The following is a 14,905-nucleotide window of genomic DNA, read 5'->3' as shown; positions in this document are numbered from 1 at the left end:
CGGTTCCGTCGACGACCGTGGCGCCCCGATAGACACGGACGAGCCCCGCAGCGGCCTTCTCCGCACTCAGAAGCATGTCGCCACCGCCCCGATCACCCGAGGGTCCGGCGCGTCGGGGTCGTCGATGACCGCGACCACCCGCCACTTGTCGAACGCGGTGCACGGGTGGGAGAGGCCGAGCCGCACGACGTCGCCGACCGCTGTGGTGGCGGCATCGGCAAGGCGGAGGAACGCGTGCTGATCGTTCAGCGCCGTCACTTCGCCCTCGACCGATTGCGGCACCGGCAGGTCCAGGTCGAAGGGCACATCGCGCCGCCCCGCATCCAACAGGGCGAGACCGTCCTCGGGCTGCGAGACCACCCGGGACCAGACGTGCATCGCCGAACGGAGCGACGCCGTGTCGGTCAGCGCACCGAAGGGCGACATGCGGGAGTAGAAGCCGTCGTCGTGGATCTGGAACGCGCCAGAACGCAGCACGATATCGGCTTCGACGTTGCGCGGGGCGAGCACCGCGGCAGCGCGATCGGGAAACGCGCTGCCTCCCGCGCTCAGTACGGGGCGGACGCCCTCGGGATACACGAGCCGATCGTGCAGCTCGACGATCGAGCGCAGATACCGGTCGACGGCGGCGACGGAGCCCTCGCTGCGATCCGGCCCGAACGGTCCCTCGTATCCCGCGACGCCGGCCAGCCGAAGTCCCGGGGCGGCGGAGACCGCTTCGGCGATCCGTTCCCCTTCCTCCACGGATCGCGCGCCGGTACGCCCGCGCGCTCCCCGAGCTCCACCAGCACGTCCAGCGGCCGCGCGGCGTCGCGCATGCCCTCTGCGAGGATCGCGACACCTCCGAGGGAGTCCGCCCAGCACAGCACCCGCAGGCGGGTATCGGCGAGCAGGGCGCCGAGCCGCCGCACCGCAGCGAGATCCGTCACCGCGTTGGCGATCAGCACCGTCGACACACCGGCGTCGATGGCCACCTCTGCCTGCCACGGCGTGGCGACCGAGATACCCCACGCCCCCGCGTCGAGGAGCCGCTGCCAGAGTGCCGGCGCCATCGTGGTCTTGCCGTGCGGAGCGAGCAGCACGCCACGCTCCTCGGCCCACCCGAAGACGGTGTCCTCGTTGTGCGTCAGCGCCTCTTCGTGGACGGTCATCACCGGGGTGACCAGGTCGGAGAGGCGCAAGCCGGCGCCGTGCACCTCGGAGAGTCGGAGCCCTGCGGCGTGCGCGGGGAACCCCTTCGTCCAGGCGCCGAAAACGGGATCCGGAATTTGTAGAGGCATCTAACAAGGCTACTAGGCTGGTGGCATGACCGCGAAGATCCGAGTTTCCACCGACGCCGCCCCCGCTCCCGCCCACACTTTCTCGCAGGGGATCCGCAAGGGCCCGTTCGTCCAGGTCTCCGGCCAGGGTCCCGTCGACCCGCAGACCAACGAGTACCTCTTCCCCGGTGATGTCGCCGCGCAGACGACTCGCACGCTCGAGAACGTCAAGGCGATCGTCGAGGCATCGGGCGCGACGTTCGACGACGTCGTCATGCTGCGCGTGTACCTCACCAAGCGCGAGGACTTCCCGATCATGAACGAGGCCTACGGCGAGTTCGTCACAGCGCACACCACCGACGGCGTGCTCCCGTCGCGCACCACCGTCTTCACCGGTCTGCCGCGCGAGGAGATGCTCGTCGAGATCGACGGCATCGCCATCGTCGACTGACGGGCGCAGTGCGGGGAGGCACCGTATCACGGACCGTTGCCTCCCCGTTACCTCCCATCCCGTACCATTGGACCTCAGGACACGTTTTGAGATCCGGGGGGTGAAGTTCGTGACCGATCTGATTTCTGCGCCGGGCGCCGCAGCCGAGGCGCACGGTGACGACTCCGCGCCCACCGCCGTGCTCACACCGGGAGACGCTTCCACCGACGCGATGCCGCCCGGAACCGGCGAGCAGCCGCTCGCCTGGGCGCCCGTCGAACCGGCCCCCAAGAAGCGCCACCTCGGCCTGTGGATCGGCCTCGGCATCGGGGCCGTCGCCCTGGGCGCGGGCGCCGCCTCCTGATCCTCATCGCTCCCGGCACCACGGTCGCCGGCATCCCCGTGGGGTGGATGACTCCCGGGGCCGCGGCCGACGCCATCAGCACCCACCTCGCCGAGACCGAGGTCACGCTCACGGGCGACGGCGGCGATGTCGTTCTCACCGGTGCCGACCTCGGCGCGCAGGTCGACGCGACCGCCCTGGCCGACGCGGCCTTCGCCGATCGCCCGATGTGGAATCTCGGGATGTGGATGGGCCACCCGGTTCCCGCCGACATCGTGCTCGACACCGAAACGGCCGGCTCTGCACTGCGCGCAGCTGTACCGACGAGTTTCACAGACCCGGTCGATGCCGGAGTGGTGTTCGACGCCGCGAGCGGCACCTACGTGATCACCCCTCCGAGGCCGGCACGGGGATCGACGTCGACGCACTCACCGTCGCCTTCGCCGACGCGGTCGCCGACGGTGCGACCTCGCTCGAATACCCCGGCGGACCTGCCGAGGCGCTGCCCCCGTGTCTGACGACGACGCGACGGCCACAGCCACCGAACTCAACACGCTGCTCGGGAGCATCGGCTTCTACGTCGGCGACGAGCGCACGGTACCGGTCGCTCCGGCCGTCGCCGCGACCTGGCTGACCGTGGTCGACGACGACGGTCAGCTGCGCATCGAGGCCGACCCGCAGGCGATTCAGGCGACCGTCGACACTCTGCCAGGGCTCGTCGACCGGGCCGCGGTCAACGCGACCAACATCGTCGATTCCGCCGGCACCGTGCTCCGCTCGGAGCAGAAGGGCGCCACCGGCCGCGCGCTCGGCGACACGTCGACCGTCGCGGAGCAGTTCGCCCAGCAGCTCGCCGCCGGCGACGGCGTGTTCGTGCTCACCGTCAGCGAGACCGCGTTCGAGACCGTGAGCCTGTTCCGCCGCATCGAGATCAACCTGAGTCAGCAGCGCGCGTATCTGTTCGAGAACAACGAGGTCGTGAAGTCCTGGGCCGTCTCGACCGGTCTGCCCGGAACCCTCACCCCTACTGGCAACTTCAAGGTGTTCGCACACACCGCGATGCAGGACATGGGCTGCTACGAAGGCGCCCCGTACTGCACCGAAGACGTGCCGTGGATCACCTGGTTCGCGCCGAACATCGGCTTCCACGGCACCTACTGGCACAACAACTTCGGCCAGCGGATGAGCCACGGCTGCGTGAACCTGCCGATCGATCTCGCCAAGTACGTCTACGACTGGTCCCCCGAGGGCCTCGAGATCTCCGTCTACTACTGATCCGCATGTCGGGTCCACCCGGGCACCCGGGTGCGTCGTCGACGGGTCGCGCGCCCCGCGCGGGGAACGGGTACGAGAGAGGGGGCGGATGCCGCAGCATCCGCCCCCTCTCTCTGTGCGTCAGCGCAGCGCGTCGACGATGCCGTTCAGCGTCGCGGACGGACGCATGACGGCGGCGACGAGCGCCTCGTCCGGGCGGTAGTACCCGCCGATCTCGACCGGCGAGCCCTGCACGGCGTTGAGCTCCGAGACGATCTTCTCCTCGTTCTCGGCGAGGGTCGCGGCGATCGGCGCGAAGGCCGCTGCCAGGTCGGCATCCTTCGTCTGCTTCGCCAGCTCCTGCGCCCAGTACAGGCCCAGGTAGAAGTGGCTTCCGCGGTTGTCGATCGTGCCCAGTGCGCGACCGGGCGAGCGGTCCTCCTCGAGGAAGGTTCCGGTCGCGGCGTCCAGGGTCTCGGCCAGCACGCGCGCCTTCTCGTTGCCCGTGCGGTCGGCGAAGTGCTCGAGCGACGCGGCCAACGCGAAGAACTCGCCCAGCGAGTCCCAGCGCAGGTAGTTCTCCTCGACGAGCTGCTGCACGTGCTTGGGAGCGGAGCCACCCGCGCCGGTCTCGAACAGTCCACCGCCGGCGAGCAGCGGCACGATCGAGAGCATCTTGGCGCTCGTTCCGACCTCGAGGATCGGGAAGAGATCGGTGAGGTAGTCGCGCAGCACGTTCCCGGTCACCGAGATGGTGTCGAGGCCGTGACGCATGCGCGCGAGCGTGTAACGGGTGGCCTCCTCCGGAGCGAGGATCGTGATCGTGAGGCCCTTGGTGTCGAGCGTCGCGAGTCCCTGGTGCACCTTCGCGATGATCTGCGCGTCGTGTGAGCGGTTCGCGTCGAGCCAGAAGACGGCCGGCACACCCGTCGCCCGAGCACGGCTGACGGCGAGCTTGACCCAGTCCATCACCGGGATGTGCTTGGTCTGCGTGGCCCGCCAGATGTCACCCTTGCCGACCGTGTGCTCGATGAGCACGGTGCCCTCGCTGTCGAGCACCTGGACGATGCCGTCGGCGGCGATCTCGAAGGTCTTGTCGTGGCTGCCGTACTCCTCGGCCGCCTGCGCCATCAGTCCGACGTTCGGGACGGTGCCGATCGTCGCCGGGTCGAGAGGGCCGTTCGCGATGACGTCGTCGATGACCGCCTGGTAGACGCTCGCGTACGAGGAGTCCGGGATGACGGCGAGCGTGTCGGCCTCTCCGCCGTCCTTGCCCCACAGCTTGCCGCCGTTGCGGACGAGCGCCGGCATGGAGGCGTCGACGATCACGTCGCTCGGCACGTGCAGGTTCGTGATGCCCTTGTCGGAGTTCACGTACGACAGGCGCGGTCCTTCGGCGATCGCCTTGTCGAACGCCGCAGCGATCTCCGCACCGCCGGTGACGTTCGCGAGCCCGGCGAGGATCGAGCCGAGTCCATCGTTCGCGTTCAGGCCGGCGGCCGCGAGCTGATCGCCGTACTGCGCGAAGACGTCCTTGAAGAACGCCTTCACGACGTGACCGAAGATGATCGGGTCGCTGACCTTCATCATGGTCGCCTTGAGGTGCACCGAGTACAGCACATCGTCGGACTTCGCGGTCGCCAGCGTCTCAGCCAGGAACGCGTCGAGCTCCTTCGCCGAGAGGAAGGTGGCATCGATGATCTCGCGCGGGAGGACCTTGAGGCCCTCCTTGAGCACGGTGACGGTGCCGTCCTCGGCGGTGTGCCGGAAGGACAGCACGTCGTCGTGGGCGGCGACCCACGAGCGCTCGTTGTGCTTGAAGTCGTCGTGCCCCAGGGTGGCCACGCGGGTCTTGGAACCCTCGGCGAAGGGCTTGTTGCGGTGCGGGTGCTTCTTCGCGTAGTTCTTCACCGCGAGGGGGGCACGTCGGTCGCTGTTTCCTTCGCGCAGCACCGGGTTCACCGCGGAGCCCTTGATGCGGTCGTAACGCGCGCGCACGTCCTTCTCTTCGAGCGAGGAGGGCTCGTCCGGGAAGTCGGGGATGTCATAGCCCTGCGCCTGCAGCTCGGCGATCGCACCCTTCAGCTGCGGGATGGATGCGGAGATGTTGGGCAGCTTGATGATGTTCGCCTCGGGGAGCGTGGCGAGGCCGCCCAGCTCGGCCAGCGCGTCGCCGACCTGCTGCTCCGGGGAGAGCTTCTGCGGGAACGCGGCGAGGATGCGGCCGGCGAGGGAGATGTCGCGCGTCTCGAAGTCGATGCCCGCCTGGCCGGTGTAGGCCTGGATGATCGGGAGGAAGGAGGCGGTGGCGAGTGCCGGTGCTTCGTCGGTGTGCGTGTAGATGATGGCGTCGTCGGTCACCGGGAGGTTCTCCGCTCTCGTGGTCTATTTGTCTCGATACCAAGATACCTGAGTGACCTCGACCCCGTGTCCTGGCCAGCGCGGCGGCGCCTGCATCCTCGACGCGGGTCATCCCTCCGGAGTGAAATGTTCGCCCGAAACGTGTCCCGCCCGCTGGGAGGGGTTAGCCTGGGGTCATGTCCGAACTGCGCATGGTCGAACTCTCCGCTGCGACGATCGTCGCCGTGAACAACCTGTCGCTCAAGCCCGGACAGGAGCAGTTCCTCGCTCCCGTCTCGTACGGGATCGCGGCCACCGTCATCAATCCGCAGACGTCCTGGCAGCGGGTGATCCTCGATCGCAACGAGGTCGTCGGGTTCGTCAGCGCGAACTTCGATCCCGAGGCGCCGGAGGAGCACTTCCGCTCCGTGCTGTGGCGCATCAACGTCGACGCGGACGATCAGGGGCGCGGCGTCGGCCGCTTCGCCGTCGAGGCTCTCATCGAAGAGGCCCGCGAGCGCGGCGTCGACCATGTCGACGTGATCTACGAGGCCGGCGAGGGAGGACCCGAGACCTTCTTCCACCGGGTCGGATTCACGCCTGTCGGCGAAACCGCCTATGGCGAGGTCATCGCCGAGATCCGCGTCACGTCCTAGACCGGCGGCGGGGTCTCGAATCCCCTCCCCCATCGAGACCTCGTCGCCTTAGTACCAGGCGAGGGAGCGCTCTCACCGGCCGCGCATCACCCCGGCGCGCCGCTCGGGCGCGACGTGGACTCCCTGACCACCAGCGCGGTGGGCAGCAGAGGAGGCGCGGGCGCGAGTTCGTCTCGGCGCATCACCCCGAGCAGAGCCCGCACGGCGGCCCGCCCCTTGGCATCGACGTCCTGACGCACGGTCGTGAGCGCCGGAGAGACACGGGCCGAGAGGGGTTGTCGTCGAAGCCCACGATGGAGAGCTGCTCCGGGACGCGGAGGCCGCGTCCTCTCGCGCGCTCCATGACTTCCAGCGCGGCGAGGTCGGAGAAGGCCAGGACGGCGGTCGGCGGGTCGTCGAGCATGCGATCGATCCGCTCACGCAGCACCGCATCGATCCCGAGCGCGGGGTGCCGACCACCCTCGGCACGATGCCGGCTTCGTCGAGCGCCCGCATCCAGCCGTCCATGCGGCCCGCGATCGTCAGGGACCCCGTGTCGAGGGCGGTCTCGGAAGCGGGGACATCATCGATGTCCAGTGCAGCGACCACGATCGCGATCCGTGAATGACCGAGATCGATGAGATGCTTCGCCGCCTCATAGGCACCGGAGGCGTTGTCGATGCCGACGTCGGGCACTCCGGGGAGCGGCGACCCCTCGACGTTGACGATCGGCAGCCGCCGCTCGCGCAGGGCGGCGAACGCCGAGACCGCCGGAGCGCAGGAGTACACGATCGCGCCGTCCATGGCCACATCACGGGCGGGGACGACGCCACTGTCGTGAGACGAGTGCAGCAGCACCAGGGAATACCCCTCGTCCGCGAGGGAGCCTGCCACCGCGCGCACGAACCCCACGGCGACGTCGTCGGTGAACGCATCCTTCGGGGAGTTGGTGAGGACCATTCCGATGACCCCGGTGCGCCCGCGCGAGAGCGCGTGCCGCAGGATCGGGACCGGCGTACCCCAGATCGTCCGCTGCGGTCAGGATCCTCGCCCGGAGGTCTTCCGAGAGCTGATCGGGGCGGGAGAAGGCGTTCGATACGGTCATGCGGCTGACACCCACGTGCTCCGCGATCGTCTGCAGCGTGACTCGCCCCACCTCGACCACCTCCGAGCCCATTCTGCCGGACGCGGAGAGGTCTCCGGTCGGCTTCAGCACGGATCAGACGCGGGCACGGCGCAGGGAGCCCGCGGCGGCTCCACCGCCTCGGCGAGTCGTCGGATACCGCGGGCGAGGATCGCGCGAGCGCGGCGACGCCACTGCGTCCTCGCCCGGAGTGCGCGTGCGCGATCCCGGGCTGCGAGCGCGTCGCGACGATGCTGCTGGTACGGGTCGCGCGCCGCGGCGACGCGCTCGGCGTCGACGAGTACCGCGATCATCTGATGTTCCATGCTCGACCTCTTTCTGTATCGGTACAGAAAGAGCCTACTATACCGGTACAGAAAAACACAGTGAGGAAGATCCTTTGCGCGACAGGCAGGTCAGCCGCGCTGGTCGGGTTTGTCCGGCTTGCGGCGACTGCTCCACGCCGAGAAGGCGGCGGCGGCCGCGCCTGCGGCACGATCGATCGCGTCAGCGGAACGGCTGAGCATGTCCTGAGCCGCATCCTGCCAGGCGGCGGTCGCCGGAGCCTCCCCCGCCTGCACCTTCGCCGAGTGTTCGGCCGCCTCGAATGCGCGCTCGAGATCGGCGACGGCATCACGATAGGCGGCGAACTCCGCCGGAGTCACACGCCCCGCAGCCGCGCGGCGCATCTCGACCGCGTGTCCCGCCGCACGCAGATACGCGGCCGTCACGGGACTCTTGACATCGGTCATACCCGGGTACGCGATCTGCAGCGCGAGGTCGGTCTCGTATCGCATCCACCGCGCCGTCACGGCATCGTGAGCGGCATGCAGCCGGTCCAGGGGCTTGGGCTCGGAGGCCGACGGCACCGCCGCCCTCGCGGCGTTCAACCTCACCTGCCGGGCTCTCACGTCGGCAGACGCGGCCTTGGCGTCACGCTCGCGCTCGCGCAGCATGCGTCTGGCCCCCGCGACCTGCTCGGCTGTGGCGCGTTGCGCGGCGCGCTCGGCAGAGACGCGGGCCAGGTCGGCGCGCGCGATCTTCAGGGCGGTGCGGCGCTCGGCCGCTGCCAGCTGCGCTTCTCTGAGGTCATGCCGGGCGGCATCGACCGCGAGGCGGCGGCCGCTCACCGTGCTGCTGTGACGACGCATTCCCATGACACCTGCCGTTCCCGCCGCGACTGCCGTCGGCGCGATCCACCACCACTCGGCAGCGAGCAGCAACGGATCCATACCTCGATGCTACCCACGCCGCGCACACGATGCGCGGGGACGGCATCGGCACGCCGTCTCGTCTGCCGCGGCCTCGGCCGCTCCGCCATCCTGGCGAAGGCGGATCCGGCCGCGACAGACGAGGGGCGTGCTCACACCAGCGTCTCCTGCCAGGCCGCATGCAGCTGCGCGAACTTGCCGCTGCCGCCGATGAGCGCCTCCGGAGTGTCGTCCTCGATGATCTCGCCGTGCTCCATGACCAGGACCCGGTCGGCGATCGCCACCGTCGACAGGCGGTGCGCGATGATGATCGCCGTGCGGTCCTTGAGCAGGGTCTGCAGCGCGTCCTGGATCAGCCGCTCGGACGGGATGTCCAGCGACGCCGTCGCCTCGTCGAGGATCAGCACCGCCGGGTCGGCGAGGAATGCCCTGGCGAACGAGATCAACTGACGCTGCCCGGCCGAGACACGTCCACCGCGCTTGTTCACGTCGGTGCCGTACCCGTCCGGAAGAGACGAGATGAACTCGTCGGCCCCGACCGCGCGCGCCGCCGCCCTGATCTCGTCGAGCGAGGCATCCGGCTTGCCGAGCGCGATGTTGTCGGCGACAGTGCCGCTGAACAGGTACGCCTCCTGCGTGACCATCACGATCGCACGACGCAGGTCCTTCGGGTGCAGCGAGCGCAGATCGACGCCGTCGAGGGTGACCCGCCCCTCGGAGGGGTCGTAGAACCGCGAGATGAGCTTCGCCAGCGTCGACTTGCCCGCACCGGTCGTGCCGACGAGGGCGATGGTCTGACCCGCCGGGATGTCGAGCGAGAAGTTCGGGAGGATCGTCTTCTCGCCGTTGTAGCCGAAGGTCACCTCGTCGAACTCGATGTGACCGCGCGACTCCCAGAGATCGACCGGCTTCTCGGGATCCGGAACCGTCGGCACCTCCTCGAGCACGCCCGACACCTTCTCGAGCGCTGCCGTCGCCGACTGGTAGGAGTTCAGGAACATCGCGATCTCCTGCATCGGCGCGAAGAAGTTGCGCACGTACAGCACCGCCGACAGCAGCACACCCACGGTGAGCACGCCCTCGGAGACACGGATGCCGCCCCAGAGGACGACGATGCCGAGCACCAGCGCGGCCACACCCATGAGACCAGGCTCGAACGTGCCGAACAGCAGCATCGACCGACGGTTGACGTCGCGATACTCCCCCGCGATCTCCTGGAACGCCTTGTCGTTGCGCGGCTCCTTGCGGAACGCCTTGACGGCGCGGATGCCGGTCATCGTCTCGACGAACTGCACGATCACCTTCGCGCTGATGACGCGCGACTCGCGGTACACGAGCTGCGAACGGGAATAGAACCACTTCATCAGGAAGAACAGCGGCACTCCGCCGATCGCGAGGATGAGGCCGGACTGCCAATCCCAGACGCACAGCGCGATGAAGGTGAAGAGCCCGAAGAGCACGCCGGAGACGAGCTCGTTCAGACCGCCGTCGAGGAGCTCCTTGATCGAATCGAGGTCGCTCGTCTGCCGCGAGATGATGCGCCCCGACGTGTACGACTCGTGGAACTCCAGGCTCAGGCGCTGCGTGTGAAGGAAGATGCGCTTGCGCAGATCCAGCAGCACCGCCTGCGTGAGCTTGGCCGCGATGATCACGTACCAGGCGATCAGGACGGCGGCCAGCGCGCCGGCGGCCAGGTAGATGCCGCCGATCATGAAGGTCGGCATCCAGTCGGCGTTCTTCAGCACCGCCGGCAGGGCACGGTCGAGCCCGATGCTGATGAGGATCGGACCAGCGACCTGCAGGGCGGTGGACACGATCAGCACGGCAGCGGCCAGCACGATCTGCGGCTTCAGCGGGCGGACGAGGGAGCCGAGCAGCCGGAGGGACCGACGACGGATCTCCCTGCTCTCCTCGCGGGTGTACTCGGAACGATCCTCGTCCTGGGTTCCGGTGATGGCGGAGCTCATCGCTGCACCTCCTTCTCGGTGATCGGGTCTTCGTCGGCGGCGTCCATCGCGAGGCCCTCGCGGACCTCGTCCTCGACCTGCTGTGCGTCGCGGATGATCGGGATCGCCCCGGTACGCGCCGCCTCTTCCGCCTCGAGGCTGGAGATGACGTGGCGGTAGTGCCGGCTCGTCTTCAGCAGTTCCGAGTGCGTGCCGACGGCCGTGACCCTGCCCGCCTCGAGCAGGGCGACCCGGTCGGCGAGCGCGACCGTGGATGGGCGGTGCGCGACGATCATCGCCGTGGTGTCGGCGAGGACGTGTCGCAGTGCCTCCTCCACGAGCGCTTCCGTGTCGACGTCGAGCGCCGACAGCGGGTCGTCGAGCACGAGGACCTTCGGCTTCGCCGCCACCGCGCGGGCGAGGGCGAGCCGCTGGCGCTGACCACCGGAGAGGCTGAGTCCCTCTTCGCCGATCACGGTCTCGACGCCGTCGGGCAGCGAGTCCACGAACGACGCCTGCTCCACGTCGAGTGCTTCGCGGAGCACCCGCTCGCCCTCTTCGCTGTGCACGTCGAGCTCCGCGCGGCCCAGCAGCACGTTCTCCCGCACCGTCGCCGAGAACAGCGTCGCGTCTTCGAACGCCATCGCGATGTGCTGGCGCAGCTCGGAGAGCGGAAGATCGCGCACGTCGACGCCGTCGAGCGTGACCTTGCCGCCCGTCACGTCGTACAGGCGCGTGGGCAGCGTCGTGAGCGTGGTCTTGCCGCTGCCGGTGAGTCCCACCAGGGCCATGGTCTCGCCCGGGCGGAGGACCAGATCGATGCCGTCGAGCAGGTCGCGCTCGTGGGACCCGGCATCCTGATACCGGAAGTGCGCGTTCTCGAACGCGAGCTCTCCTCGGGGGCTCTCGATGTGCACCGGGTTCTCCGGATCGGTGATGGTGTTGGTCTCCGAGAAGATGTCGAACACGCGATCGGTCGCCGTTCGGGCGTCGAGCATGAACGAGAAGAGGAAGCCGATCGACTCGATCGGCCAGCGCAGCACCACGGCCATCGCGAAGAACGCGAACAGCTGCGCTTCGTCGATCTGCCCCACGGAGATCAGCCAGATGCCGGAGATCAGGCTCAGACCGAAAGCGATCTGCGGCATCAGGTCGAGCCAGAACCAGATCGACGCGATCGCGCCGGCCTTGCTCATCTCGGTCTCGCGGAGGGTCTCGGCCTGACGGCTGAATCTGCTCAGGGCGTGCTTGCCGCGACCGAACGCCTTCAGGACGCGGATGCCGTGGACGCTCTCCTCGACGCTGGTCGCCAGGTCGCCGGCCTGATCCTGGCTGCGACGGGTGAGGGCGCCGTAGCGCTTCTCGAACAGGTAGCCGCGGATCCACAGCGGGACGGCGGTGACCAGGAATATCGTGCCCAGCAGCCAGTGCCAGCGGAACAGCAGCACGGAGCCGATGATGATCGTGAGCACGTTGACGACCAGCAGCACGAGACCGAACGCGAGCCACCGGCGGATGAGGCCGATGTCCTGCATCATGCGGCTGAGCAGCTGGCCGGACCCCCACTTGTCATGGAACGACACCGGGAGCGTCTGCAGGCGCGAGTACAGCTCGGTGCGCATCCTGTATTCGACCTGTGTGGCCGGGTTGAGCACGAACTGTCGACGCAGCCAGACCATCAGCGCCTCGCCGAGGCCCAGCGCGAACACCGCGGCTGCGCCCCAGACGATCGCGCCGATCTCACCGGAGCGCACGGGCCCGCTGATGATCTGCTCGAGGACGATCGGGATCATGAGGGCGATGACGGCTGCGACGAGCGCGCTGGCGGCACCACCGGCGAGCCGCCAGATGACGGGCTTGACGAAGGGCTTCAGCCGCCACAATGCGACCGGAGTGGAAAGGGTCGATGACGGCGAGGGATTCTGCACGGAGGGCGAGGAAGACATGTCTCTCAGACGAGTTTCGTGTGAACTGCGGTTACGGAAGGGGCGGATGCGAGAGCGGACTCACAGAGTCCGGCATCCGAGCAGGAAGGGGCGGGGGCTCTAGGAGAGCGGGCGCGCCGGGGTCGAGCCGAGAGCTGCGATCTGCGCGGTGGCGATCGTGGTCATGATGTCCTCCTCAGGGGCTCGGCGATGTCGTCCGGTTGGCGCGACAGCCCACCAGCCTATGGCTGTGAACCAGCTGAGTGCAAGAGGCATTCCCGATTCGTCCGCCTCCCTCCGGGTACGGACGAGCGCCGCGCCCTCAGGGCGCGGCGCTCGGGGTGCCTGATCAACGCGAGGCAGCCTCACGCGACAGAAGACTCTCCTTGACCGCAAGACCCCAGGCGAAGCCGCCGAGGCTCCCATCCGTGCGCAGGACCCGATGGCACGGGACGAAGAGCGCCGGGGCGTTGCGGGCGCAGATCGAGGCGGCCGCACGCACGGCAGCCGGGTTGCCCAGGAGCGAAGCGAAGCCGGTGTACGTGAGCGGTGCGCCGGGCGCGATCTCTCGCAGCGCAGACCACCCTGCGAGCTGCAGTGCGGTGCCCGACTGCTTCACCGCGACCGCATCGATCGCGGAGAGGTCTCCCGCGTAGTAGGCCACGACGGCCGCAGCCGCCTCGGTCTCGCCCTCGCGGACCTCCTCGGGGCGGTTCGCCGCGGACAGTCGCGCGAGGATCGCCTCCTCGTCGGAGGTCCAGCCCGACGCCAGCACGCGCTGACGGTCGTCGGCGAGGATCGTGAAGGCGCCGTCGGGCGTCTCGATGGTCTGGATGAGGGCGGTCATGGTGTCTCCTTCGTCGTCGTGGCTGTGTCGGGGCGAGCGGGGTGCGACGCGGATGCCGGCGTCTTCCGACCGACGGGTCGCACCGGTGCAGCACGCCAGAGGTGCGCGCTCAGATAGCTGCGCCACGGGGCCGTGCGCTCCGCCCATGCCGTGAGCGGTCGCGCATCTCCGGGGAGACCCGACGCCGCAGCCCCTGCACGCAGCGCGACGTCGCCGGGGAGCAGGATGTCGGGATCGCCGAGAACGCGCATGCGCACATAGTCGGCCGTCCAGGGGCCGATGCCCGGCATGTCGAGGAGCGCACGGCGCTGCTCGACGCCGTCATCGCCGACCGTGAGTGTCAACGAGCCGTCGGCGAGGCCGGCGGCGGCACCCGTGATCGCGCGGATGCGCGCTGCAGGGCCGCGGAGCACCTCGACTCCGCGCTCCGCGATGGCCGACATCGTGGGGAAGAGCACTCCCTGCTCGGTGCGCTCCCCCAACGCGTCGGTGAGCGCGATGAGCGCCGTGCGGGCGGCGACCACGGTGATCTGCTGGCCGACCATGGCTCGGATGAGCATCTCGTGCGGGTCGGCCGAACCGGGAACCCGCATCCCCGGCGTGCGGGCGATGAGCGGTGCCAGCTCGGGGTGCGCGGCGAGCGCCTCATCGATCGCGAGCGGATCGGCGTCGAGGTCGAAGATGCGGCGGACGGTAGACACCAGCGGAGCGAGGTCGCCCAACCGCGCGACGCGAGCGCGCAGATGGAGGCGCTGCGCCTCGTCTTGCGTCACTTCGAACCACGCGGGTCCGCCCGACATGCGCAGATGCCGGGAGAACGATGTCGCCGTGGCCTCTTCGACACCGGGAACGGCGCGCGCAGCCATCCAGGCGAAGATGCCGCTCGCATCCAGCGGACCGCGATACGGGAGCACCAGGTCGATCGCACCGGGCGCGGCGGATGCCGGCAGGCGTCGACGAGCTCTGAGCTCACCGGGAGTGAGGCCGAACACCTCGCGGATCGTGTCGTTGCACTGGCGGATGCTGGCGAAGCCGGCGGAGAACGCCACATCGGAGATCGGCATGTCGGTGCCGACGAGCAGCATCCGCGCGGTGTGCGCGCGGTTAGCCCTCGCGAGCGCGAGGGGGCCGGCCCCGAGTTCTGCGGTCAGCAGCCGGGTGAGGTGCCGCCCGGAATAGCCGAGACGCGCGGCGAGGCCGGGCACCCCTCGCGTTCGACCACGCCGTCGGCGATGAGGCGCATGGCCCGCGCCGCCGTATCGCCCCGGACGTTCCACGCAGGAGACCCGGGGGCCGCCTCGGGAGACACCGCTTGCACGCGCGGTATCCCGCCTCGTGCGCCGCAGCGCTCGTCGGATAGAACGTGACGTTCTGCGGCTTGGGCGTACGGGCGGGGCAGCTCGGACGACAGTAGATTCCGGTCGAGCGCACCGCCGTGACGAACTGACCGTCGAAGCGGGTGTCGCGCGCGCTGATCGCACGGTACCGCTCGTCGAAGTCGATCACGGGGAAGGTCATGCCTCCACCCTGTCACGCCCCACCGACATCGACTGGCGGAAATCGGACATCGCGGTGAGAGGTCCAGGACGAGC

General features: G+C 69.1%; 13 protein-coding genes and 4 pseudogenes. 5 read left to right on the top strand and 12 right to left on the bottom strand.

The features are described 5' to 3' along the window. Positions 1-66: 66 nt before the first annotated feature. Positions 67-579 carry a hypothetical protein gene (locus K1X59_RS20965; protein ID WP_258567113.1) on the bottom strand — a complete coding sequence of 171 codons (513 nt, stop codon included), beginning with the start codon at positions 577-579 and terminating at the stop codon, positions 67-69. Then, entirely contained in the window at positions 549-1,280 is a 732-nt protein-coding gene (locus K1X59_RS20960) for a hypothetical protein (RefSeq protein WP_244632443.1), read from the bottom strand. The genes K1X59_RS20965 and K1X59_RS20960 overlap by 31 nt, the downstream gene beginning before the upstream one ends. Before the next feature lie 25 nt (positions 1,281-1,305). On the opposite strand from K1X59_RS20960, the gene K1X59_RS05990 reads away from it, so the two are divergent. From K1X59_RS05990 to K1X59_RS20945, 4 genes are all read left to right on the top strand, one after another. Beyond that, entirely contained in the window at positions 1,306-1,710 is a 405-nt protein-coding gene (locus tag K1X59_RS05990; RefSeq protein ID WP_183152162.1) for a RidA family protein, read from the top strand. Positions 1,711-1,819: 109 nt separating this feature from the next. After that, a complete protein-coding gene (locus tag K1X59_RS20955; RefSeq protein WP_258567112.1) occupies positions 1,820-2,053 on the top strand; it encodes a hypothetical protein in 234 nt (77 codons plus the stop codon). A gap of 47 nt (positions 2,054-2,100) precedes the next feature. Further along, on the top strand, positions 2,101-2,550 hold the full coding sequence (locus tag K1X59_RS20950; RefSeq protein ID WP_258567111.1) for a hypothetical protein: 450 nt from the start codon (positions 2,101-2,103) through the stop codon (positions 2,548-2,550). Then, positions 2,543-3,307, top strand: a complete 765-nt coding sequence (locus tag K1X59_RS20945; RefSeq protein ID WP_244632441.1) for a L,D-transpeptidase — start codon at positions 2,543-2,545, stop codon at positions 3,305-3,307. The genes K1X59_RS20950 and K1X59_RS20945 overlap by 8 nt, the downstream gene beginning before the upstream one ends. Positions 3,308-3,427: 120 nt before the next feature. On the opposite strand, the gene K1X59_RS05980 is transcribed toward K1X59_RS20945, so the two are convergent. Next, a complete protein-coding gene (locus K1X59_RS05980; protein WP_183152161.1) occupies positions 3,428-5,647 on the bottom strand; it encodes an NADP-dependent isocitrate dehydrogenase in 2,220 nt (739 codons plus the stop codon). A gap of 176 nt (positions 5,648-5,823) precedes the next feature. Between K1X59_RS05980 and K1X59_RS05975 the strand changes: the two genes are divergently transcribed. Then, positions 5,824-6,282: an N-acetyltransferase gene (locus K1X59_RS05975; RefSeq protein ID WP_183152160.1), complete on the top strand. Its 459-nt coding sequence runs from the start codon at positions 5,824-5,826 to the stop codon at positions 6,280-6,282. 86 nt (positions 6,283-6,368) lie between these two features. Here the strand turns inward: K1X59_RS05975 and K1X59_RS05965 are convergent. The 9 genes and pseudogenes from K1X59_RS05965 to K1X59_RS05930 form a co-directional block, all read right to left on the bottom strand. Beyond that, positions 6,369-6,685: pseudogene (locus tag K1X59_RS05965) on the bottom strand (substrate-binding domain-containing protein). 77 nt (positions 6,686-6,762) lie between these two features. Then, a pseudogene (locus K1X59_RS20940) lies at positions 6,763-7,221 on the bottom strand (hypothetical protein); the annotation flags it as partial. A gap of 64 nt (positions 7,222-7,285) precedes the next feature. After that, positions 7,286-7,438: pseudogene (locus tag K1X59_RS22780) on the bottom strand (LacI family DNA-binding transcriptional regulator); the annotation flags it as partial. 32 nt (positions 7,439-7,470) lie between these two features. Further along, positions 7,471-7,698: a hypothetical protein gene (locus K1X59_RS05955; protein WP_220174029.1), complete on the bottom strand. Its 228-nt coding sequence runs from the start codon at positions 7,696-7,698 to the stop codon at positions 7,471-7,473. A 102-nt stretch (positions 7,699-7,800) separates the two neighbouring features. Continuing rightward, positions 7,801-8,616, bottom strand: a complete 816-nt coding sequence (locus tag K1X59_RS05950) for a hypothetical protein (RefSeq protein WP_220174028.1) — start codon at positions 8,614-8,616, stop codon at positions 7,801-7,803. Positions 8,617-8,747: 131 nt separating this feature from the next. Beyond that, positions 8,748-10,562 (bottom strand): ABC transporter ATP-binding protein, encoded by a 1,815-nt coding sequence (locus K1X59_RS05945; protein ID WP_183152157.1) that lies wholly within the window; start codon positions 10,560-10,562, stop codon positions 8,748-8,750. Continuing rightward, entirely contained in the window at positions 10,559-12,487 is a 1,929-nt protein-coding gene (locus K1X59_RS05940; protein WP_220174027.1) for an ABC transporter ATP-binding protein, read from the bottom strand. Before K1X59_RS05940 ends, K1X59_RS05945 begins: the two co-directional genes overlap by 4 nt. Before the next feature lie 328 nt (positions 12,488-12,815). Beyond that, positions 12,816-13,313: a methylated-DNA--[protein]-cysteine S-methyltransferase gene (locus tag K1X59_RS05935; RefSeq protein ID WP_183152156.1), complete on the bottom strand. Its 498-nt coding sequence runs from the start codon at positions 13,311-13,313 to the stop codon at positions 12,816-12,818. Beyond that, a pseudogene (locus K1X59_RS05930) lies at positions 13,310-14,831 on the bottom strand (DNA-3-methyladenine glycosylase 2 family protein). Before K1X59_RS05930 ends, K1X59_RS05935 begins: the two are co-directional and overlap by 4 nt. Positions 14,832-14,905: the final 74 nt, after the last annotated feature.

Source organism: Microbacterium sp. Se5.02b, assembly GCF_019464375.1.
Lineage (GTDB): Bacteria > Actinomycetota > Actinomycetes > Actinomycetales > Microbacteriaceae > Microbacterium.
The sequence above is the reverse complement of the archived record's forward strand: the minus strand, read 5'-3'. Positions and strand labels throughout refer to the sequence as shown.

What these genes read in the sequence shown, in the direction of transcription:
- K1X59_RS20960 (WP_244632443.1), bottom strand. Translation starts at nt 1,280, where the DNA reads ATGCCTCTACAAATTCCGGATCCCGTTTTCGGCGCCTGGACGAAGGGG.
- K1X59_RS05990 (WP_183152162.1), top strand. Translation starts at nt 1,306, where the DNA reads ATGACCGCGAAGATCCGAGTTTCCACCGACGCCGCCCCCGCTCCCGCC.
- K1X59_RS20950 (WP_258567111.1), top strand. Translation starts at nt 2,101, where the DNA reads ATGACTCCCGGGGCCGCGGCCGACGCCATCAGCACCCACCTCGCCGAG.
- K1X59_RS05975 (WP_183152160.1), top strand. Translation starts at nt 5,824, where the DNA reads ATGTCCGAACTGCGCATGGTCGAACTCTCCGCTGCGACGATCGTCGCC.
- K1X59_RS05955 (WP_220174029.1), bottom strand. Translation starts at nt 7,698, where the DNA reads ATGATCGCGGTACTCGTCGACGCCGAGCGCGTCGCCGCGGCGCGCGAC.
- K1X59_RS05950 (WP_220174028.1), bottom strand. Translation starts at nt 8,616, where the DNA reads ATGGATCCGTTGCTGCTCGCTGCCGAGTGGTGGTGGATCGCGCCGACG.
- K1X59_RS05945 (WP_183152157.1), bottom strand. Translation starts at nt 10,562, where the DNA reads ATGAGCTCCGCCATCACCGGAACCCAGGACGAGGATCGTTCCGAGTAC.
- K1X59_RS05940 (WP_220174027.1), bottom strand. Translation starts at nt 12,487, where the DNA reads ATGTCTTCCTCGCCCTCCGTGCAGAATCCCTCGCCGTCATCGACCCTT.
- K1X59_RS05935 (WP_183152156.1), bottom strand. Translation starts at nt 13,313, where the DNA reads ATGACCGCCCTCATCCAGACCATCGAGACGCCCGACGGCGCCTTCACG.